The organism is Porphyromonas bennonis DSM 23058 = JCM 16335 (assembly GCF_000375645.1).
Taxonomy (GTDB): domain Bacteria; phylum Bacteroidota; class Bacteroidia; order Bacteroidales; family Porphyromonadaceae; genus Porphyromonas_A; species Porphyromonas_A bennonis.
The window spans coordinates 1-22,033 of sequence record NZ_AQWR01000032.1; the positions used below are offsets into that span (position 1 = coordinate 1).

Here is a 22,033-nt window from a genome sequence, read left to right on the forward strand (position 1 = left end):
GCTTTTTTTGGGTCTTGAGTTTCTCAAGGACTCTATGCCCGACCTGCAGAGCAGTCCTGAGGCGCTCGCCTTCCTCTCCAAATACACGGGGATGGGCTATGGATCGATCCTGATCTTCCTCCTTATCGGAAGTGTCCTGACGCTGATCGTCCAGTCCTCGAGTGCGATGGTGGCGATCACGCTTGTGATGTGCGCTCAGGGGTGGATCCCCTTCCACATCGGTGCGGCAATGATCCTCGGAGAGAATATCGGTACCACGATCACCGCCAACCTCGCTGCACTGAGTGCCAATACGACCGCCAAGCGGGCAGCCTTCTCACACTTGCTCTTCAACGTCTTTGGTGTGATCTGGGTGCTGATCCTCTTCTACCCCGTCACCAACCTCGTTGCCTCGATGGTGGTGAGCGGTGGAGGAGCCGACCCGAGGGAGCTGTATGGCTACATAGGCTCACTGGGGAGCCGGTTCTCCAGCGACCAGATCAGCCTGATGACCAATGGAGAGACGCTGACCGACCCGGCGATGATAGCCGCTCAGTCACAGATCGTCTCCTACACCAGCGCCGTCAGCATCGGGCTCTCGCTCTTCCATACCTGCTTCAATGTCACCAATATGCTGCTCATGATCTGGTTCGTCCCCGTCTATGCCAAGATCTGCGAGCAAGTGATCCGCCCGGCGAAGAAGCACAAGGGGAATAAGGAGTACAGCCACCTCCAGTTTGTCTCCGCACCGCTGCTCTCCACCGGTGAGCTCTCCCTCCTGCAGGTGCAGCGGGAGATGGGGATCTACCTCGGACGGATCCGCACGATGCTGTCTATGGTGCGGGAGCTCTACTTAGAGGAGGACCAAGGGCGCTTTACGCAGATCTTCACGCGACTGGAGAAGTATGAGAATATCTGCGACCGGGTGGAGATCGAGATCGTAGACTTCCTCACCCGGCTGAGTACCAACGACCTCTCCAAGGAGACCCACCACGACATCCAGGCCTACATGCGCTGTGCCACCGAGATCGAGAGCATGGGCGACTCCTGCTTTAATATCGGTCGTGCTCTACGTCGCCAGCGCAGCAACTCTGTCGAGATGGCACCCGAGCTAGTCTCTACGCTACTCGAGCTGCATACCCTCTGTGAGCAGATCCTCGATAATACGGTCGCCACCGTGGAGACCTACCCGAGGGATGAGTCCTTCTTCTACAAGGCGCAGAATCTTGAGAATGAGATGAACAACCGACGCGATGCTCTTGAGAAACAAAATATCGCCGACGTCAATACGCTCAAGTACCCCTACGAGGCCTCCGTCTATTACGTCGACGACATCGATGAGTACGAGCACTTCGCCGACTACGCCATCAATGTGGTGGAGGCGCTGACCAATAAGAAGCACTAAGAGTGGCCCCCACTAAATGCAGAGCCCCGGGCGGAAAATGACCGCTCGGGGCTCTTCTTACTTCCGACCGAAGTCGGCCGGGATCTCACCCAGTACCTCAGTGGGCCACTTCCGGAGGTCGTACTTAGTTAGGTCGTGTCGCTGTAGCCAGAGGATCGCCCGGTCGATGTGGCGGAAGAGCTGCTCCGTGCGCTCATCGCGAGGGAGCTTCGTCTTGCAGACCTTGTTCCTCACCCAGCGGATCGCATTCCGGCTATCGGAGTAGATCGGGACGAAGTACCCCATCTGCTCCTCCCAAGCGAGGGCGTGGACGATGGCGAGGAATTCGCCTATGTTATTCGTCCCCCTCGGGTAGACCAGGCTGTGGAAGACCTCGTCTCCCGTCTCCACGTAGACCCCTCGGTACTCCATACGCCCCGGATTGCCCTGCGAGGAGGCGTCGACAGCGATCGCATCGGGCGAGATGGAGGCCTTCGCCTGATCGTAGTTTGGTGCGGGCTCCTTCTCCTTTTTCGTCCCGGTGCCGTAGTACTGCTCCGGTCCGTCAGCGAGGATCCTCTCCGCCTCAGCGTGCGTGATGCCCTTGAAGGACTTGTACTTCGCCCCCTTCACCCCCACCACAAGGGGCTTGCAGTCGTCCCAGCTGTCGAAGACGCCCGTCTCCCGACCCGACCAGACGACATAGACCTTGGGCTCGTCGTTACCCCTCATACTTTGACCTCTTCTCGTGGGACATACCTCTCGCTCGCCACGTAGAGCAGCGCAATCCCCTCCGCCTCGAGACGGATGGGGCACTCGGTGACGCTATTGAGCGTCATCTGCCAATGCTTCGGGTAGATCGCCTTGTGGAAGGGGTAGGTCACCCCCTCGGCGCTCATCGGCAGATGGTCTTGGGAGAAAAAGCTCACCTCCAGCCCCTGCGGCACGTCGAAGCACCGCTCACCGGAGAAGGGGACAAAAGTCCCGTAGTCGCTCACCATCTGCACCTCTGCCCCCGACTCGTAGTAGTCCATCAGGAGGAAGATATTGGCGACCGTGTGGTCCTCCCTCAGCCCTGTCCCGCCTAAGATCGTGATCGACTGCCATCCCTTGCGGAGGGCATGGTGGACCGCCTTGGTGAGGTCGTTGGTCATCTGGTCATCGATACGGGTAAAGGTGAGGTGGTGCCGCTCCAGCAGCTCCGTCGGGACCGAGTCCCCGTCACCGATCACCACATCCGGATCCCGCTCCGTGAGGCGGTAGTAGTTGCTCAGCGCACCATCGGTGACGATCACGCGGGACGCCCGACTGAGGACTGAGGAGGCAAGCTCCTCGGAGGGAGCCTCTCCGTCGGCAAAGATCACGGTGGAGATGGGGTGGGGCAGGTATCTCATAGTTGGTCGCTCTCGTGGTTCATCTTTCTCCTCCAGACGATCAGCCCCCGCACTGCAAGGAGGGTCAGCACGCCGTAGAGGATGGCGGTGTAGAAGTATCCCGGGATGAGGGCGTAGAGGACGGTGTAGAGGAGGTTGGAGACGATCCAGACATACCACGACTCGACATACGCCCTGATGAGCAGGTACATGCCGAGGAAGCAAAGTGCCGTCCCGGCGGCCTCCACCGCAGGGTAGGGGCTAAAGGTCTCGACCGAGACCAAGATCAGCCCAAAGGCTGCCACCGTCGCCAGGGCGCATATCGCCAGCTCTCGGCGTGGTATGTGGGTGATCGGCGGATGAGCCGTCTCTCCTCCGCTACCGTCTCGTCGCCGTCTCTGCCACGAGATCCAGCCGATGATGCAGGTGATGAGGTAGTAGAGCTGCACCAAGATCGTGCTGTAGGTCTGGCTCTGCCAGCCGACGATCAGGGCAAAGATCGGCTGCACCACCCCGAGCGGCCAGAGCCACATCGAGGCGCTGCCCTCTAAGAGGACGTAGACGATGCCGAGAACGGCATTGATGATCTGTATTATCGTTTCGCTCATGATTTCGGTAGCAAAGGTACCCATTCTCCCTCACCTCCCGTGCATTTCCCGCCGGGCAGAGCGTGAAGTGTAGAGATTGTGTCGCCATACAAAACGCACCTCCTTGAGGTGCCCTTCCACCTATCGCACTGTCTTATCGGACGGGTCGGACGGGTCGGACCGGGGGAAGGAGAAGGGGCACACTCTCTCGAGCGCACCCCTTCGCAGCAAAAATATGGAAAAATGTATTTAGCTGTATCTGTTACTTGACAAGTGCCTTGAAGTCGGCGCCGGTGGCATACCGACCAAACTCCTTGTCCTGTGCGATCGTCTGCTTGAGTGCCGGATCGAGGGTGACGGCCTGGCGGACGCCCTCCATGACGAGGTTGTCCTGCGAGGTGCGGGCGCCGATGATCGCCTTGAGGTAGGCGGTGGTGGCGTCAGGAGTGGCGATCTTGCCGAGCAGCTCGAGGGCGCGATTGTAGTCCTTATTGAGGATCTGCGCCAGCACACCATTATTGGTCGGCTCGTCGCGAAGCGCCATGGCGGCATCGGCATAGCGACCCTCACTGATGGCGAGGAGTCCGGTCACTCCCTCGTACTCGGGTACCTTGGTTGCCTGACCGATGAGGGTCTGAGCATTGCGGACGTCACCGTCCTTGAGCGCAATCAGTCCCTTATTGAGTGCCACCTCGGGTGCATCCACACCGGCAGCGGTAGCGGCGTGGGTCGCCTTGTCGAAGTAGGAGGCTGCCCCATCGATGTCTCCGGCGAGGTAGCGGAGGAGACCGAGGTTATTCCAGGCACGGTAGTCCTTCGGGTAGATGCCGGAGGCCTGCTGGTAGGCATTGAGCTTCACGGCGGGGTCGTCAGAGAGGGTGGCGGCATAGAGGAGCTCGTCCACGGTGAGACGACCGGGACGCTCACGGAGGTAGCGGAGGATGTCGTCATCGCTCTTGCCGATGATGGTGATGTTGGCTACGAGACGAGAGCGACGGAGCTGCGGCAGGATGACGTCAGCGAGGTCGGAGAAGACTGAGGAGATGTTCTTGATCTCGCGCTCGCGGACCTCCGGGTCGGGGTACATCTCGAGGACGCGGAGTACCAGCTCCTTGTCCTGGAGGTTGCTCTGCTCGACCAGCTTGCGGAATCCGTCCCAGTCCTGGGCGGTGTAGTGAGCAGCGACGTCCTTGTCCACACGGAGACGATTGAGCTCACGCTTGATATACTGGGTGGTGTTCTTCTCACGGCTCTGAGCGAGCTTGTCATTCAGCTCCACGCCACCGTCGGGGGAGGCGTAGGCCTGTACCTCGACATCGACGTCCTGATTAGGGATCTGGTAAGCGTTCTGGACGAGGTCCTTCCAGTTGCGGATCTCGCTCTTGGAGAGCTCGGTGCCGCGGAGATTGGCCTGCTGGATGAGGAATTGGATATTGGCGTCGTACTCCTTCTTGATGATCCTCTGGAAGTTGTCCGGAGCGAGTGCCGGCATGGCGTATGCCACATCAGCGAGTGCCTCGGTGGCGATGGTGCCCTCACCTACCTTCAGGTCGGGGAGGCGGACCTCCTTACCATTCACCTTGGCATTAAATCTCAGGAAGAGTGACGCATTGCGCATCGCGGGCTTCCACTCGAAGTCGCTATTCAGCACCACGCTCTGACCGGCATAGGAGACGGTCTGGGCATTGCCGCGCACCTTCTCTCCCTGCAGGGCGTATGCGGTGCCCCAGCTCTCTCCACCGGGATACTTGAGGATAGGAGTGATGCGTACCTCTGCCTTCTTATTGAACCACTTATTGGGGAAGCGGACGTTGATGGTAGCCGGGACCTTCCCGCCCTTGAGGACAAGGGGCTGGGGATCTACGCTCACGCGCTGGGGATCCAGGGGCTTGAGGGTGCTGCAGGCAGCGAGTCCCACAGAGAGTACGAGGGCGGCGAGTGTCGCCATCTTGATGGTCTTCATTCTTCTAAGTCTTTAATTCTAATGTTACTCTGCTACAAAGGTAACGAAATAAAGCAGGTATCCGGTGGCTTCCTCCTCTTATTTTTCCCTTTCCTCACTAAAGAAGCCGAGTGCCGCCTCCTCGGTGAGGAGACGGCACTCGGTCTGTGGAGTGGGATCGATTACTCCTTGGATCGGCCCACGTAGGAGCCGTCGCGGGTGTCGATCTCGATGCGCTCGCCGGTGGTGATGAAGAGCGGGACCATCACCTCGGCGCCGGTCTCCACGGTGGCGGACTTGGAGGCGTTGGTGGCGGTATTGCCCTTGACGGCAGGCTCGGTGTAGGTCACCTCGAGCGTGACGTGGGCGGGGAGCTCGCAGGTGAGGATCTCCTCATTCTCTGCATTGATCATCGCCTCGACCATGTCGCCCTCCTTGAGGAACTGCACGCCGACGATCGCCTCCTCGGGGATGGTGATCTGCTCGAAGCTCTCCGGGTGCATGAAGACGAGACCCATCTCGTCCTTGTAGAGGTACTGGTAGGGACGGCGCTCGATGCGGACGTCCTTTACCTTGACGCCGGAGGTCCAGGTTTTATCGAGTACGCGACCGTCGCGGAGGTTGCGCAGCTTTGTGCGGACAAAGGCGGGCCCCTTACCGGGCTTTACGTGGAGAAACTCTACGATCTCGTAGAGCTGGCTGTCGAGCTCGATGCAGACGCCGTTCTTAAAATCTGCTGTTGTAATCATGGTGGTATGTTTTGTATTAATGTGTTATCAGTGTCCGGAGATGTCCTTGGGTGCGGCGCCAAATTGCATAAGGAAGGCCTTGATGAAGCTATCCAGGTCGCCGTCCATGACGCCATCGACGTCGGAGGTCTGGTAGTCGGTGCGGTGGTCCTTGACACGCCGGTCGTCGAAGACGTAGCTGCGTATCTGGGAGCCCCACTCGATCTTCATCTTACTGCCCTCGATCTCCTCGGTCATCTTGTGGCGACGCTTGAGCTCTCGGTCGTAGAGCTCGGACTTGAGGTGGCGCATGGCGTTGGCACGGTTTTCCTGCTGCTTACGGGTCTCCGTATTCTCGATCAGGATCTCCTCCGTCTCGCCGGTGTCGGGGTCGGTGTACTGGTAGCGCAGTCGGACGCCGGTCTCGACCTTATTGACGTTCTGCCCGCCGGCACCACCGGAGCGGAAGGTGTCCCAGCTGATCTTGGCGGGGTCTACCGTCACCTCGATCCGGTCATCCACGAGGGGTACGACGAAGACGGAGGCAAAGGAGGTCATCCGCTTGCCCTGAGCATTGTAGGGCGAGACGCGGACGAGACGGTGGACACCATTCTCGCTCTTGAGATAGCCGTAGGCGTAGTCGCCCTCGATCTCAAAGGTGCAAGTCTTGATCCCGGCCTCGTCGCCGTCCTGCCAGTTGGTGATCGTCACCTTGTACCCGTGCGCCTCGGCCCAACGCTGGTACATTCGCGCCAGCATGGAGGCCCAGTCCTGACTCTCGGTACCTCCGGCACCGGAGTTGATCTGGAGTAGGGCGCCCAGCTGATCCTCCTCGCTCCGCAGCATATTGCGCAGCTCGAGGTTGTCAAGCGCCTCCAGGGTAGAGGTGTATATCTTGTCGGTCTCCTCCTCGGAGATCAGCTCCGGCTCCTCCTTGGCGTACTCGAGGGCGAGGGAGAGCTCCTCCGCCATCGTGTCGATCTTATCGTAGTCCTCGATCCAGCGCTTCAGGTCGCCCACCTCGCGCATCTTTTCTTGCGCCTTGGCGGGGTCGTCCCAGAAGTGCGGGTCCTGAGTCCGGAGTTCTTCTTCTTTTAGTTGTATTCTCTTGTTATCGATGTCAAAGGTACCCCCTCAGCGCATCGCGGCGCTCCAACACCGAAGCAAGTTGGTCTGATGTCATCATAATAATCGAGTCGATTAGTGTGATAGTTGGTGATACAAATAGGTGAGTGAGTGAAGAAGGGGGAGGGCTCGCCTAAGCTCTCCTCCTCTTCGCTCTATGTGCAAAGGTACAAAAATGCGGGCAACCCGCCCTTACCAGCTCACGCTCAGCGGAGCATCGGCAGTACGCGCCTGAGACCGGCGATGAAGGTGTCCACCTCCTCGCGTGTGGTGTAGAGGGCAAAGCTGACCCTCGCCGTGCCGGTAATGCCATACCGCTCCATCAGTGGCTGAGCGCAGTGGTGCCCGGTGCGGAGGGCGATGCCGAGGTGGTCGAGCAGCGTGCCGAGGTCGTAGGGGTGGACGCCGTCGATGAGGAAGGAGATGACGCTCTCCTTGCCCGGTGCGGTGCCATAGATCCTCATCCCCTCGATCTGCTCCATCTCGCTCGTGCAGTAGTCGATCAGCTCTCGCTCGTGAGACTGTATCTCATCGATGCCGATCTCGCTCACGTACTTGAGCGCTGTCTCCAGCCCGAGGCTGCCGATGAAGTCCGGCGTCCCGGCCTCAAACTTATACGGCAGGTCGGCGTAGGTGGTGTGGTCAAAGGAAACGTGGTCGATCATCTCTCCGCCACCCTGGTAGGGCGGTATCCGCTCCAGCCACTCCCGCTTGCCGTAGAGGACGCCGATGCCGGTCGGACCGTAGATCTTGTGTCCGCTGAAGGTGAGGAAGTCGCAGTCCCACGCCTGCACATCCACCGGTCGATGGGCGATGGCCTGAGCGGCATCGATGAGGCAGGGGACACCGTGAGCGTGTGCTATGTCAACGATCTCGCGCACCGGATTGACGGTGCCGAGGACGTTGGAGAGGGCAGTGACCGCCACCATTTTTGTTCGTGGGGAGAAGAGCTTCTCGTACGCCTCCATATCGAGCTCTCCCTCATCGCTAATAGGGATCACACGGAGCTTGGCGCCCTGGAGCTGCCAAGGGACGATATTGGAGTGGTGCTCCATCGTGGAGACGATCACCTCGTCTCCCGGTTGCATAAATGCCCGACAGTAGGTGTCCGCCACGGTATTGATGCCGTCGGTGGTGCCGCGGGTGAAGACCACCTCGGCAGCCTCCCGGGCATGGATAAATCGGGCTGCGGTCTCCCGCGCCGCCTCGTGCGCCTCCGTCGCCACCCGGCTGAGGTAGTGGACGCCACGGTGGATGTTCGCATTGGCGTGCAGGTAGCCCTCAGCAAGCCGATCGATGACGCACTGGGGACGCTGTGTCGTGGCAGCGTTGTCGAGGTAGGTCAGCGGTACCTCCTTATATATGGTGTCCCGGAGAGCGGGGAAGTCCTCCCGCAGTCGCTCTACATCTATAGCCATCTGATCACTTGCCGGAGAGGAGCTGCTTGACGATCCGGGAGATGTCGCCGCCCTGAGCCTTGCCTGCCAGCTCCTTCGTGGCTGTGCCCATGATGCGTCCCATCCCCTTCATGTCCGTGACGCCGAGCTTCTCGATCAGAGCGCGGATGTACTCGGTGAGCTCGCCCTCCTCCATCTGCTTAGGGAGGTACTCCTCGAGTATCTTAGCCTCTGCCTCCTCGCCCTCGGCCAGCTCCGGGCGACCGTTGTCGTGGTAGATCTTTGCCGCATCGAGTCGCTGCTTCTTCATCTTCTGAAGGATCTCTATGGCGTGGCTGTCGGTGAGCTCGCCCTCGGCGCCCTTGGCGGTCTTCGCCTCGAGGAACTCTTTCTTGACCCCTCTCAGAGTCTCTGTCCGCACGTGATCGTGCGCCAGCATCGCCTTCTGTATATCTTCGCTTATTTGGTCAAATAAATTGCTCATAGCTATTCTTCTCTTCTTAGTCGTTGCCAAATCGGATGATCTCCTCCTGCTCCTCATCGTCGGGGAGACTCTCCTGTGCGGGCGAGATCACCGGCTCCTCCTCGGCGGTCGGTGCCTCCGGAGTGACGGGAGTGCTCTCTGGTGCGTGAGACTCGAGTGAGCCGAGGTCATCCACTCCTGCGACCGGCTCCCGCCGTGTGGTGGCGGGGATAGGCTTCCCCTCCGTCCCGCCTGAGGTGCGGAGGTGCTGCCGGAGCTTCTTCAGGTCCTCGTCCTTGCGCTTGAGTGTCGGGGTGGCAAGGACAGCGGAGATGAAGTCGTCGTTGTCCAGCTCGTCCTCGCTGAAGATCACAGTCGCATAGGGACCTGTGTCGAGTACGTCGCCATAGAAGAGGCTGATCTTGCGATCGTTTTCGTGTCGCTTCTCAGCCGTTTCGCCGATCTCCTTGCTGATCGCGTCGCTCAGCTCCTTGCCATACTCGTCGTAGCGGAGATCCCCCTCGCTGAAGCCGGAGGCGAGGAGCGTGACGCCGATCTCATTCTCCATATCCTCCCGCTCGCTGATACCCCAGATGAGGGAGTAGTTATTCTGGATCTTCTCCAGCTCGCGCTGGAAGTCCTGTGCGATCGCCGCCTTGGGGTCGTGGCCCTTGAGGAAGGTCAGCAGCAGGAGGACGCGAGATGCCTTGTCGAAGTTGGTCGTATTGACAAGCGGAGACTTCAGCGCCCGATCCATGGCGACGCTGACGCCCTCCTCCTCGCTTGCAAAGCCCATGGTGATGATCGAGACGCCACCATTCTGCAGCGTCGTGCGGACGTCGGCAAAGTCGAGGTTGATCGCACCCTTGATCGTGATCATCTCTGCAATGGCTCGTGTGGAAGTGGTGACGACGTCATCCGCTTTCTTAAAGGCCTCGGTGATCGTCAGGTCGGGGTAGACCCGGTAGAGCAGCTCGTTCTTGATCACAAGGAGGGCATCCACATTCTTCGCCAGCTCCTCCACGCCTTGGATCGCCTGGAGGATCTTCACTCGTCCCTCAAAGACGAAGGGGATCGTCACCACGCCTACCGTCAGCTTGCCCATATCCTTGGCGATGCGGGCGATCACCGGGGCGGCACCTGTACCGGTGCCGCCACCCATGCCGGCGGTGATGAAGACCATCTCGGTCCCGTCGTTGAGTGCCTCGCGGATCTCCTCCGCCGACTCCTCGGCGGCGGCGTGAGCCACCTCGGGACGATTGCCGGCGCCGAGCCCCTTGGTCGTCTTCTGTCCCAGCACGATCGTGTCGGGGACGTTGCACTCCAGGAGGTGCTGTCGGTCGGTGTTGCAGAGGAGGTAGGAGACGTGGTCGACATCCTGTCCATACATATAGTTGACGGCATTGCCACCACCGCCACCGACGCCGATCACCTTGATGATCGTCGGGATCTCATCCTTTTTTTTGCTGCTGATATTGAGTAATTCGCTCATAAGTCCGATACGTATCTATGATAAAAAAGGTAGAGATCACTCGTCGACGTCATCCTCGGGGAAGATGAGCCCACCACTGAATAGCTTGGCAAAGAATCCATTGCCCTTGTCCTTGCGCTTCGTGCCGCTGCGGCGAGAGACCTTCTTCGGCGGCTCCTGCGCCTTAGTCTCTATCTCCTCCACGTCGATGAGTGTCTGAGTCGTGCCGGCAAAAGCATCATCCGGCAGCTGATCCTCTGGGAAGTCGCTCCCGGTCGAGGTTGCCTGCTCGCTCGTTCGAATCACCGGCTGCTCGGTGGAGGCGGTCGCTGTCTGCTTCTGCGCTGCCGGCTCGGGGCAGACATAGGTGGCAGCGAGGTCCTGAGCTACGTAGTAGACCATGCTGTAGACGGAGTGCCACTCAGGGTTCTCGATGTAGTAGCTATTGTCCCGTCCGTAGCGCCCGAGGATGGAGGAAGCAAAGTCCACCTTCACATTAAATTCCTTCGTCAGCAGATCCCTCAGACCTGCCATGCGGGACGCACCGCCGGTGATCACTATACCGGAGAGGCTGTGCTCAGGGAGGAGGGCATTGATGTAGGTCGAGATATTGCGGACGATCTCCGTGGAGCGGGCGCGGATGTACCGATTTACCTCTCGGAGCGGCAGGCTCTTCGACGTCATGCCGTTGGCGGTCTGCACCACCACCTCGCCCTTAGCCTCCTCCTCTGAGGCAGAGAGGGTAGAGCCGTTCTTCGTCTTGATCCGCTCCGCCTCCATAAGTGAGATATGCATGTCGGTCAGGTCGGTGGTGATCGCATCGCCGCCGAGCGGGATCACGCGCAGCCCGACCATCTGCCCTCTATTGTACACCGAGACGGTCGTACACTCGGCACCGAAGTCGATCAGGGCGCAGCCGAAGCGCTTCTGCTCCGTGGTGAGGAAGAGGTCGCTCATGATCGTCGCCGGGATCAGGTACTCTGTCTCGCGCGCCAGCTTCTCCTCCAGCACGCGCCGGATATTGCGGTCCAGCTCCTCACGGGCGAGGAGCAGCTGGTAGCTCACCTTGAGATTGGATCCCTGGACGCCGACCGGGTTATTCGTCCAGCTGCCATCCACGTAGTAGGCGGGGGTGACATCGTCGGCGATCGATATGTAGCGGCTGTCGAAGTCCTCGTCCGCCGTCTGGAGCCGCAGCGTGTCCATGTCCTTCTCCGTGATCTCGCGCGGCTCGCCGAGTGTCAGCTCGCCCTCGTGCATATCGGAGTGGAGGCTCTGACCATTGACCCCGGCGTAGACTCGGTCTATGGGGCAGTCGGCGAGCTGTGAGAGCTGTCGGAGGAGCTCGTCGGTCTTCGCCGCCACCTCCTTGAGGTTATAAATGATGCCGCGGCGGATCTGTCCCTCCGACTCGACCGTGCTCTGCTGACGGAATGTAAAGGTGCCGTCCGCCTTGCAGTCCGCCAGGGCTGCCTTGATCGTGTGGCTGCCAAAGTCGAGGAACGCGGCAGTGATGGTATCGTCTTCTCGCATGAAGTAAGTCCGGATAGTGTACGTGTCTCAGTATCGGGTGGATCGGTCCACCCACTCCCCCTTCCCACAAAGATAACTTATCTCCCCGACAAAAGAAAAAGCGGCCCGCCGCCGTACCCTGGATCATCGTCCGGGCTGCTACCCCTCCTCGCCACTCTGGCGGAACAGCGAGCACCCCTTCCGAGATGTAACCTTGCCTACCGATCCCTCTGGGCATAGCTCCCCTGCGGTAAAAGTACGAGCAAGGACACTCGTAGAAATGGCTGATTTTCAGTGCACGAGTACGCGAGCCCTCTCGGACAAAACTATTACCGGTAATAGGCGCAACTAATACCGGTATTAGTGTTCTCTATTACCGGTAATAGTTTTCACCGATAACGGATCGGGGTCAGCTCTATTGCCTATGTGGTCATCCGTTGTGCGCCACGGAAACAAGGAGGTCTCTTCCTTATTCTGTAACGTCCATTGATCTCTTTATGATGTTACAGAGGTACGCATTTCTAAGTACAGAATGTCTGGAACACAAGAAGTTTCATCCCTAATAATTGTCCTCTTAAAGTTTGGTCGTGACAAAAATTATGGCAACCTTTACAAACGAAAACATAACGTTATGTATGGTAAATAAGAAATGAAGACTACAAAAGAGACTATACTGAGAGAAAGCTTTAAGCTGTTCTTAGCTAAAGGGTATGATGGCACTAGTGTTCCGGACATCGAGCGTGCTGCAATGATTACCCGTGGCGCCATATTCCATCACTTCGTCAATAAGTATATCCGCAAAAACGAAACGTACAGCGAGAACAAAAACAAAACGTACATTTTGAGAGGAGAGTTGAGAGGATGAGTGACAAAACGAAATGTACAGAGACGCGCGGCGACACCTCTCCTTTCATACCTCTCGCCTCACACTCCTCTCATAAGTCTCGCCTCTCCCTCCGAGGGGCTATCGAGTGACCTCCGAGGGGCTATCTAGTGACTTAGTGCTTCGACATGAGGTGATTGTGAGAATTGTGGCTATCTTTGAGGTGGACATAGTTAACTCTCAATGTAATGACTTATGAAAAAGATGACAACCCTCTTGGCGTCGCTACTTGCGGCCGTCGTCCTGACGAGCTGCAAGCAGACAGACCACCCCGGAAAGCTCGCCCCCGATGCGAAGCTGTACATTAACGTAGTTGATAACACAATGAAAGCAGTAGATGATACCCCCACGCCCGAGGGTGAGCAGCGTCTCCTGACCCCGAGGGAGGTCGTGGAGCAGGCGGGCAACTTCGTTTTCACGGAAAACGAAGGCAAAGGCGATGATGATGTCCGGTATAGTATTATGGACAATATGAAGGATCTGGACAATGCCCGCATAAAACTGTGGGGGCAACAGATCATCAACGAAGACGGCTCCCTGGAGGAGTACTTTATGTCCGCAAGAAACATATACGTTGAGCCGAATAGGTTTGATGTAGCAGGAGGAAAGATCATTGCCTATATCCCCAATAAGGTAATGGAGGAGGCGTGGGAGAAGATCCAGAAGGCGTACAAGGAGGGTCGGTACGATGACGTGTATCGGATCTTCCAGGACGCATACCAGGCTACTCCGATCACGGAAGCGGAGTACCTCAAGCTTAAGGCTGCCGGGGAGCTGTAAGACCACCCGGCAGTGTGTATGCAAGAGAGGGGTATCGCCGATGAGGCGGCACCCCTCTTGCCATTAGTCAGCCTTGCAGCAGACATAGGTGAATGCGCACTGGTTGCGGTCCTGATTACCATTGGTTAGCTGCACCTGAAAGGAGTAGGACGACACGTTGCTGATGCTCAGTGTGTCTCCCCATCGGTGCTCCATCGGTGTAACCACGGGGATGTATTTGTCGTTGCCTATGGAGTGGTAGACCGTGTACACCTTGCTGCTGTAGTCGTAGGACACCTGAGGGATGTTTCTGCCACTTTGGTTTTTGTACCGTCCAAACGACTTCTTGAAGCTCCCCTCCTTTGTGACCATGCCGCCGATGTGTGGCACGCCGGGGAAGTCGGCGTACTCGGCGGTGAGGTCACCCTTGAGGATGAGATTGCCCTGCAGGAGCATATTGCCGACCACCTTCATCACGCAGTCCCGGAGGTAATTAAGGAGGACATACTTGGATCGTCCGTAGAAGAAGGCTGCCCTGTCCTTGGTGACGGAGACCATCGGCTGTGAGGTGTCGTAAGGCAGGTAGCTGACGATATTGCTTGCGTAAGCTAACCCCCCGCCCCCTCTATCGGCGCGGAGCTCCGAGCAGACGAGAGTCAGTTTGGCAAAGTCATTGGGGCGTATGATGTTCGCCGGGACGGTTAGGGTGACCGCCTGCTCCTGACTCTCTGAGTCAAACCTCTCGTCGGGAGTGAGCTCTCTTTCATCAGTAAAGCGTCCTCCGGTCGCCACCGCTCTAGCCGTCACTGTGGGAGAGGTGACGGAGTAGACCTCCTCCCCGCCACGCGTAATGGTGACACGGAGGTAGGCCGACGTGGTAACGGAGCATCGGTCATAGTATACGACGCGCTTCGGTCGCTCATAGCCTCCTCCGAAGTGGGGATTGCCGTCTGGACCTCCACCCTCCATCACTATACGTCTCTGCGCCTCGGCATCCGCCCGAGCGCTTATCATAGCGGTGTACTTAAGCTCACTATTGGAGCCCGGCAAGTAGAAGTTATCGAGCAGTGTCTCGCCTGCTTTGTAGACCGTAGTCCCGGGGATTTTGGACTTGTGTATCTCGGTGGAGGCGTTGACCATATCGTACTCTGCGCGGGCGGTGCCTCCGATCTGCATATAGCGCTTGTCGGTGGCGCCAAATCCGATCGACTCACCGTCGAAGTAGAGGTCGCCGAGGTGACCGGTCCCGTCATTGGCGAGCGAGGTGGCCTCTCCTGCGTCGACTCGCTTGCCGGTCTCCGGGTCATCCTTATACTCGATTCCGAGTCTGATGGTTCGCGCGCCCTTTGTCTTAGACCCTGAGATCAGGGCCGTCGGCTCTGCAGGAGCCTTGCTGTCCTTGTCCGCGTCATTGTTGTCGATAAGTGCGATGTCGTTAGTAAGGACCACGCCGTCGAGCTGGTGGGTGCTCTTCTCGAAGGACTTGAGCAGGTGGGAGACGTCGGGGAGGGACGCCGGGTCGGCATCCTCTCCTCTGGCCTTGACCCCGGTGTCGATGTACTGCTCGCCATCGTAGATCATCCAGTGTCCGGACTGCTTATTGATGGTCGGTGGCGGCGTGGCGATGTCGCTGATGTCTATTGTAATGCGCTTACCCATACTTATTACCACTCGCTTGCTCTGGAGTCATCGTAGTCAAAGGTGACGGCATCGGTCTTGCCGTCCACGTGGTCGCCCACTCCGAGTCGGAGGACGGCCGAGCCGGAGGCGATGCGGGTGCCATTGAGGTACCAGACGGGGTTGGCACCCTTAGAGATGGCGCTCGCGGTGACGTCGCGGACGCCCTTACGGATGAGCGCCCGGACGACCACCTTGCCATCCTCGCCGCCCTCCACGGTCTTGATCACCTGCGGCGTGTCGAGCAGCTGCCCATCGTCGCCGATCATGCGGTAAGAGGTCTTGTAGGAGCCTTGCCTCAGGAGCACGGTGGAGAGGGCATCCTCACCGGGTCGGCCATCCTCGCCCTGCGCCTTGACCCCGGTATTGGTGTACTTGGAGCCGTCCCACTCGTGCCAGTAGCCGTCGACGACCTTTGGCGCCTTACCGTCGTCTCCGACGGCTGGGCGCCCCGTGTCGACGTAGGCAAATTTGCCGTTGTCGTAGGTGTAGACCTCCCACGTACCTTTACTGCTGATGCGCGGGGGATTGGCCGCCATCTCCGCCTTGATGCGCTGATCCCTATCCTCGGGCGCCTCCGACCACGGCGTGGCGACGGGTCCCCGCTCTAACTTGACGTCCCAGATGCGTACGGAGGTGATGGGGTCCTGAGGGTCGACGCCGTAGAAATAGAGGTTGTCTGTAGTGATGCCGTGTTCAAATTTTAAGACAAAGGAGTGCTGGTAGTAATCTTCAACCCTACTACTACTACTACTACTGATGAGACGCCCTTGCGCTCCTTGTGTGGAGTAGATGTAGTTACGTGCAGAGACCTCCTTGTCAGTCTTGTAACTTAATGTATACACACCTGCTGGCAGGGAGTCGACGTGAAAATACAATGTGTAGGGTACTGTAGAGGAGTTCTTCTGCGTCCAGACGATCTCGTAAGGGCTGACGACCTCGACTGTAAGGTTTTTATTAGAAGTGCTGCCTATTGTCCCTACAGGCTTCAGGAGGTTGCGCCCCTCGAAGGACTTGGGCAGCTCCTTGTCGATCTGTGCGCGGGCGGCGGTGATGGCGGCGAGGAGGGTCTCGCGGGCGTGCTTGTAGGCGCTGATGGCGGCATCGACGGCGACTATCTCATCGGGGGAGATGAGGGAGTCCTTGATCGCCGTGGAGATAGCCGCCTGGAGCTTGTCGATCGCGCCGGTCTTCTTCTTGAGGAGGGCGTCGGCGGCTGCGCGGAGGTTGTCCGCCTCGGTGCTCCCATTGACATAGTAGGGAGAGCCGACGATGTAGTCGACATTACTCTGGAGCTGGCTCTGCTCCTCGTCGATGCGCGTGGAGAGGTCGGTGAGCCTCTTACGCTCCTGCTCGTCGATAATCTTGTCGGTGATCGCTCTGATCCACTCTCCCTTGATATCATCGGTGACCTCCTGCAAGTCCTTGATGTTTTGCTTCGTCTTCGTCAGATCGCCTGCGAGACCGACAAGCGTATCTCGGATCGACGCCACCTCCTTGGCGGTGGCGTATGGCTCCACCCAGTCGGTCTCCTTGTACTCGTACTCGGGGGGCGTCGTGGCGGCGATGCAGGTCTTGTAGCGCCACTCGCCGTCAACCTTGTAGAGGAGCAGGTCGCCGGGCTTGTACTTGTCCCCCTTGGCGGGCGTCTCTGTCCAGACCTTGACGACCCCGCCCTCCATCTCGGAGATGCGGGCGATGGCGGCGGAGAGGGCGGAGTCCTTGACCACCTCCCAGCTGTAGTGCTTGGGGTTGGAGGGATCGCCCCCGGTCTTGAGGCCAAAGCGGTAGGCGAGGTTACTCGTCTTATCAAAGTAGGCGTCCCCCACGTGGGTGGCAAAGATGTCCGCCTTGACCTTGTCATCGGTGACCATCTCGCCACCCTCGCCCTCCAGCCAGTCGCGGACGATCGGCCCGTCCATCGTGGGCGTGCCCTCCCCCTCATAGGAGTAGACCGCCTTGTCGACCTGGCGCTTCAGCGCCGAGACGAGAGTCGTCAAGGCATCGACCGCCTCGGTCGTCGGTACCTTGACGACCACCTTCTGCCCATCCGCTGCGACAAAGGTGATGGTGCGACGAGCCTCGTCAAAGGTGACCGTCGGAGAGGCGGCGTAATTGGTGTACAACCCAACGATCCTATAGGTGTAGCGGGGGACAAATTGGATCGTCCCCTTGTCCTTGTCGGGCACCGGTACATTGCGCTTGAGGTAGATGGCGACCCACTGGTACCTCTGCTTGTCTGAGACATTGAGAGGGTCGTCAGACCAGCCATCCTTGTGGAGGGCGTCGTTGAGGTCGCTGAGGGTCTTCCACCCGTCAGAGCTCTTGATGGGCTTTGGCGGGGTGGGCGTGGTGGAGCTATTGGTGAGCTTGTAGTACTTGATGACATTGGCGTCATCCTCGGGGTAGGCCTGCAGGCCTGTGTCGACGTACTTGTCAAGCTCGAGTGACCACTGCCCCCAGTTGCCATTGGGGAGCAGCTGCGCGGGCATGCCGTCTGCCCGGTCGGTGACGTTGATGGATAGTGTTTGCTTTGCCATAGTTGTATAGTGTGATTACTTAGTTAGTCTCTGATACTCCTCCTCCAGCCGGTCGGGGTCGTAGTGGGTGGTCACATTGGCGACCCACATCACATCGTCTGGGGTGAGGGTGATGATGTCTCGGTGGCTATTGTCGGCCGTCCACTGCTCGTCGGTCACACCGCGGTCGTCACGCCCTAGAGGGCTGTGGCGCTCCCAGGTGTAGAGCCGCTCCGAGCTCCTCGCCATCACCGGGGAGACATCTCTCCCGGCGCGGAGGTATCTGACCGTCAGCTGCAGCTGATGGAGCCGCTCGTCCGTTGCGTGCGAGTCGATGTAGAGGGGTGTCCCCGGGCGGAGGCTAACCGGCTCGACCTCCCAGACGACCGCCTCCCTCGTCAGCCCGAGGAGCTCTCCGAGCTCGGAGGCGAGGTCCTTGGAGGCGTTGGGCGGGCCGATGCGGAGGTGCTTGACGAGGATCTGGCCCGTCTCCAGATCGATCCGCATATTGCCGGAGGCGTCCTCGATCGCCCCGACCGTCAGGGCGCCTGGGGTGAGCATAGAGAAGCCGTAGAGGCGGTTGTAGGCGCGGTCGCCCCCGTCGATGGAGGAGAGGGTGCCTATGAGGAGGTGGAAGTAGTCCGGGTCGCTCTCCATCGGGATCGGCTCCTCGGAGAGGAGGAAGGCTCCCTCCGTGCCGACCCTTGCCGCACGAGCGTAGATGTAGTAGCTCCTGTCGGGGTCGGTGAGGGGCGGCGAGACGTACTCCGGCAGGCGCCAGTAGCGGTACTCCGAGGGGTCGCGCCGATCCTTGACCGTGGTGATGCCGATCGTCTGATGGCGGAGAACGGACTCCCCTATATGGAGCGCCTTGTCTTCGGGGTCATAGTTGATGGCCGGGGTGACGCTCTCGAGGGAGCCGACCGTCCGGACGAAGTCCAGCTGTGTCGCCTGACTGCCGACGAGGATCCCCATCGTCTCGAGGACTGAGGGCTTGAGGCGGCGGGTGAAGCCCTCCAGCCCCTCCACCGCCCGATCGACCATCGAGAGGTGCTCGAGCGCCTGTCGATAGCTCTGCGACTGCTGCCTCTGCACCTCCCTGATCTGCTCCCGGCGGACCACCTCGTCCGCCTCCACCCGGTCGAGACGGGAGAGGATGGAGCCGGGGACCGGTGCGGTGGAGAGGGTAATGGAGGGGGCGTGCGGGTCATTGACCACCTGCGTTGTGGAGACTATGCGGATGACGGAGCCGGAGGGGTGAAACTCCGGGTCGGAGAAGAGCACATGGCTCCCGGGGACCAACTTACCGCCCACCTCGAGCCAGTGCTTCCGCGCCCAGATTCCGTCCACCTCGCCCCGGAAGGTGTAGACCGGCTCCATATTGTCACTCAGGTACCGCGTCGCCTCGCTGAGCATCCGCTCCTCCGCCTCCTTTACATAGGTGGGGGGCAAAGAGATCCCGAAGACGGCATACTTGTCGCCCGCCTTGGGCATCCACTGTGGGGAGGGGAAGGTGAAGCCGTCCTCCTCCCGGGGGACCAGCTCGAAGCGTCGCTCCTCATGGTGGTACCCCTCGAGGGCGGTCTCCGACTGCCGGATCTCCAGCTCGCGCCCGACGAGGGCACCGGACTGAAATCGGATCACCGCCTTCTCCCCCGGGATGCGGCAGTCGGAGTAATTGAGCTCGGCAGGTATGGAGGCATCCTTGATGTCGTAGAGGCACTTCGCCTCATCCACGGTGACCACCTCCGAGACGGTGCCGACTCGGGAGGGGTAGATGTGGGAGAGGTCGAGTGCCACCTCCCGCCCCTCTGCGCCTGAGGAGAGGGCGGAGGAGCCGTCGGGGAGGTGGAGGGAGCGGGAGCCGTAGGCGGCGGGGTCGATGTTACGCGAGCCGCCGACGACATAGAGGCGGGAGATGGGGAGCTTGTCCCCGTCTCCGGAGCGCGAGACGCCGGAGAGGAAGCCCTTCCCCCTCCCGTAGCTCATCCGGACGGGGTCGTCCCGCCACAGCTCCTGCTTGCGGATGGCGATCGTCTGTCGCTCCACGACCCACTCGGAGTGGAAGTCCTCGGCGATGCGGGCGAGGGCGCCGAGGCAGGTCTCCTCACGGAAGGCTATCATCCGGTCCCCATCGGAGACCATGCAGTCGCCCACCGACCAGCCCTCCCCCATCGAGCGGGCGACGAGGGTGGCGAAGTCGTGAGCCGAGCCGGTAAAGGTGAAGTCGGTCCGCCCAGGGGTGGAGGGATCCTTCAGGAGCCGCTGCTTGAGCAGCTCGGCGGAGGAGTGCATGGTGACCGTGTAGTCGTAGTAGCCGCGCCGGAGCTTCCTCAGCTCCGAGGGGTAGATGAGGGTAAAGGTCTCCCCCTCGAAGTCCACCGTCGCCCCGACATGAATGTCGAGCGCCACATCGGAGCGGAAGGAGAGGAGGAGCTCCGAGGAGCGCATGATGCCCCGGGTGAGCTGCGACTTATCGGACGGCTCCACCTCGATGATCTTGCCGTGGTCATGGATCTGTATCATATCATCTGTAGTCTGAGGGTAAAGTAAAATCGTGAGCGAGTGAGCCTACAGTCGGTCATCTCCGAGTAGTAGCACGCTCGACCGTTGAGCAGCTGCTCTCCCGGCTTAGTGATCAGAGCGGAGAGCATGGCGAGGGAGCCCTGCACCCTCCGCTCATCCCCTCCGTGGGGGATGACACAGGCGACCTCCACCACCCCGGCACGGAGGCGCGGGCTCTTGTCAGGCCTGAGGATCCGCCCCTGTCGGTGGATCGAGTCAGCGAGGTAGCGTCCCTCCTTGGGGGACCTCGGTCTGAGGGCGCTGTCGTAGTAGGTGAGCACCCCGATGCCCATCTCTCCGAGGTCTACCCCTGAGAGCGTCACCCGCTGAGGTGCGAGGGGGAGGGCGGGGAGCGAGGGCTCCTCATACAGTGCCCACACCTCCATCGGGTCCGGCACCTCGTAGGAGCAGGTGAGCTCAGCGAGTGAGGAGCGCCGGTGGAAGCGGAAGGCGGTCACCTCCCTCAGGCGGTGACGTACCGGTATCATCTCCGTGGGAGCGTTACCGGAGAGGGCTGCCCATGCGACGGGGTCGAGGACGCCCCCCAGGTCTCCTGCGAAGCGCCGCGAGGCATCCGCCCCCACGACGAAGGAGAGGTCCATCGTGAGGCACCCCCATACGGGGCGGGAGAGGTCCACCTCGAGGCCGTCGAGGTCGCCCCAGTCATTGGTGGGCGGGGTCTTGCGGGGCGGCAGCTTATAGAGGTCGCCCTTGCCCCCTCGAGCGAAGTAAGTCTCAGACATCTCTGTACTCTGTCTCAAAGGTGAAGCGCTCAGCGAAGATGCCGTCGTGGAGGCGCACCGACTCCTCCCGCACTCGCGAGAGCGGGGCGAAGATGCCGTCGGCATCCCAGCCCTGCAGGGCGCTGTATATCTCGTCAGCCTCATCGTAGGGGGCGAGGCCTGCCATCCGCCGCTCCTCGGGGACGTGGTCGGCGGTCTCCTGCACCCTATCGGTGGCGTAGGTGACGGTGAGGGTCGCCGTGCACTCCTGCAATGTCGGCGTGAGGTCCTCCCGACGGCTCACGGAGAGCCGGAGGAGGACGCAGGGGTAAGCGACTGCGGGACGGCTCGACTCCGCCCAGACGGTGTCGAGCTGCCCCCTGTCGATGTCGATCGTCCGGAGGAAGGGGCAGACCTCTCGGAGACGTGCTGCCATGCTCAGGTAATGCTGCTTCATGTCAGTAAAGGGGGGTGACTGGGTGACGTACTACCACTTGGCGAAATAAGTATTAGTGGATGATGAATTAAGTACTAGTAGATAATTTCTCATCTACCGGTAGATGATTTGGCAAGTCCTATAGGATGATGAGACGGGGTCTATACTTGGCGAAAACGGGGTATATACCCCATGATCACGGGGTCTATACTTGGTGAAAGCGGGGTATAGACCCAGGGCTGACGTTTTTGGATTTGCCTGAGGTCTTCCTGAGCAAAAACAAGAAAAATATCTGAAAATCAGGGCATTAAGCTTGCATAGCCTGAGAATTATTCGTACCTTTATACCTGATAATCAATCGTTTGTCTCTCTTTTTAAGCGTTATTGGGTATGAATAATTTGCTCTCGGTCATCTCGCTCATTCCTGAGTTCAGGAAAGGGAATCATCTGGTTTATCCCATTGATTACCTCTTGCTTGTGGCTTTTTGCACAATGATGTGCAACCAAACTT

The 22,033-nt window shown here is 59.6% G+C and carries 18 protein-coding genes; 3 read left to right on the top strand and 15 right to left on the bottom strand.

All coding sequences use genetic code 11. The features are described from left to right. On the top strand, positions 1-1,384 hold a 1,384-nt coding region (locus B088_RS06235), incomplete at its 5' end, for a Na/Pi cotransporter family protein (RefSeq protein WP_018107562.1). Between the two features lie 57 nt (positions 1,385-1,441). On the opposite strand, the gene B088_RS06240 is transcribed toward B088_RS06235, so the two are convergent. The 10 genes from B088_RS06240 to ftsA form a co-directional block, all read right to left on the bottom strand. Beyond that, positions 1,442-2,095 carry a ribonuclease H1 domain-containing protein gene (locus B088_RS06240; protein ID WP_018107563.1) on the bottom strand — a complete coding sequence of 218 codons (654 nt, stop codon included), beginning with the start codon at positions 2,093-2,095 and terminating at the stop codon, positions 1,442-1,444. Then, positions 2,092-2,757, bottom strand: coding sequence for a thiamine diphosphokinase (locus B088_RS06245; protein ID WP_018107564.1), 666 nt, complete (start codon positions 2,755-2,757; stop codon positions 2,092-2,094). The genes B088_RS06240 and B088_RS06245 overlap by 4 nt, the downstream gene beginning before the upstream one ends. After that, a complete protein-coding gene (gene pnuC, locus B088_RS06250) occupies positions 2,754-3,344 on the bottom strand; it encodes a nicotinamide riboside transporter PnuC (RefSeq protein ID WP_038973981.1) in 591 nt (196 codons plus the stop codon). The genes B088_RS06245 and pnuC overlap by 4 nt, the downstream gene beginning before the upstream one ends. A gap of 241 nt (positions 3,345-3,585) precedes the next feature. Further along, entirely contained in the window at positions 3,586-5,286 is a 1,701-nt protein-coding gene (locus B088_RS06255; RefSeq protein WP_018107566.1) for a tetratricopeptide repeat protein, read from the bottom strand. Between the two features lie 161 nt (positions 5,287-5,447). Next, a complete protein-coding gene (gene efp / locus B088_RS06260; protein ID WP_018107567.1) occupies positions 5,448-6,014 on the bottom strand; it encodes an elongation factor P in 567 nt (188 codons plus the stop codon). Between the two features lie 27 nt (positions 6,015-6,041). Further along, positions 6,042-7,179, bottom strand: a protein-coding gene (gene prfB / locus B088_RS06265) for a peptide chain release factor 2 (RefSeq protein WP_155802344.1) whose coding sequence is annotated in 2 segments (ribosomal slippage) — positions 6,042-7,115 and positions 7,117-7,179 — 1,137 coding nt in all. Because the reading frame shifts where the segments join, the coding sequence is not laid out codon by codon here. A 145-nt stretch (positions 7,180-7,324) separates the two neighbouring features. Further along, positions 7,325-8,536: an aminotransferase class V-fold PLP-dependent enzyme gene (locus B088_RS06270; RefSeq protein ID WP_018107569.1), complete on the bottom strand. Its 1,212-nt coding sequence runs from the start codon at positions 8,534-8,536 to the stop codon at positions 7,325-7,327. A gap of 4 nt (positions 8,537-8,540) precedes the next feature. Next, on the bottom strand, positions 8,541-8,999 hold the full coding sequence (locus B088_RS06275; protein ID WP_025081723.1) for a GatB/YqeY domain-containing protein: 459 nt from the start codon (positions 8,997-8,999) through the stop codon (positions 8,541-8,543). A gap of 16 nt (positions 9,000-9,015) precedes the next feature. Continuing rightward, the gene (ftsZ, locus tag B088_RS06280) at positions 9,016-10,470 is read right to left on the bottom strand and encodes a cell division protein FtsZ (RefSeq protein ID WP_018107571.1); all 1,455 of its coding nucleotides are present in this window, start codon (positions 10,468-10,470) and stop codon (positions 9,016-9,018) included. A gap of 36 nt (positions 10,471-10,506) precedes the next feature. Beyond that, positions 10,507-11,982 carry a cell division protein FtsA gene (gene ftsA, locus B088_RS06285; RefSeq protein ID WP_018107572.1) on the bottom strand — a complete coding sequence of 492 codons (1,476 nt, stop codon included), beginning with the start codon at positions 11,980-11,982 and terminating at the stop codon, positions 10,507-10,509. A gap of 628 nt (positions 11,983-12,610) precedes the next feature. Between ftsA and B088_RS06290 the strand changes: the two genes are divergently transcribed. Continuing rightward, positions 12,611-12,826 carry a helix-turn-helix domain-containing protein gene (locus B088_RS06290; protein WP_018107573.1) on the top strand — a complete coding sequence of 72 codons (216 nt, stop codon included), beginning with the start codon at positions 12,611-12,613 and terminating at the stop codon, positions 12,824-12,826. Positions 12,827-13,168: 342 nt separating this feature from the next. Continuing rightward, on the top strand, positions 13,169-13,624 hold the full coding sequence (locus B088_RS06295) for a hypothetical protein (protein ID WP_155802345.1): 456 nt from the start codon (positions 13,169-13,171) through the stop codon (positions 13,622-13,624). Positions 13,625-13,687: 63 nt separating this feature from the next. Here B088_RS06295 and B088_RS06300 read toward each other — a convergent pair whose 3' ends face one another. From B088_RS06300 to B088_RS06320, 5 genes are read right to left on the bottom strand one after another with little or no spacing between them, the layout of a single operon-like run. Next, positions 13,688-15,262 (bottom strand): hypothetical protein, encoded by a 1,575-nt coding sequence (locus tag B088_RS06300; protein ID WP_018107575.1) that lies wholly within the window; start codon positions 15,260-15,262, stop codon positions 13,688-13,690. A gap of 5 nt (positions 15,263-15,267) precedes the next feature. Beyond that, positions 15,268-17,820, bottom strand: a complete 2,553-nt coding sequence (locus B088_RS06305; protein WP_018107576.1) for a hypothetical protein — start codon at positions 17,818-17,820, stop codon at positions 15,268-15,270. A gap of 15 nt (positions 17,821-17,835) precedes the next feature. Continuing rightward, positions 17,836-20,325: a hypothetical protein gene (locus B088_RS08370; protein WP_018107577.1), complete on the bottom strand. Its 2,490-nt coding sequence runs from the start codon at positions 20,323-20,325 to the stop codon at positions 17,836-17,838. Then, on the bottom strand, positions 20,322-21,107 hold the full coding sequence (locus tag B088_RS06315) for a hypothetical protein (protein ID WP_018107578.1): 786 nt from the start codon (positions 21,105-21,107) through the stop codon (positions 20,322-20,324). The genes B088_RS08370 and B088_RS06315 overlap by 4 nt, the downstream gene beginning before the upstream one ends. After that, positions 21,100-21,522: a hypothetical protein gene (locus tag B088_RS06320; protein WP_025081727.1), complete on the bottom strand. Its 423-nt coding sequence runs from the start codon at positions 21,520-21,522 to the stop codon at positions 21,100-21,102. The genes B088_RS06315 and B088_RS06320 overlap by 8 nt, the downstream gene beginning before the upstream one ends. Positions 21,523-22,033 lie beyond the last annotated feature (511 nt).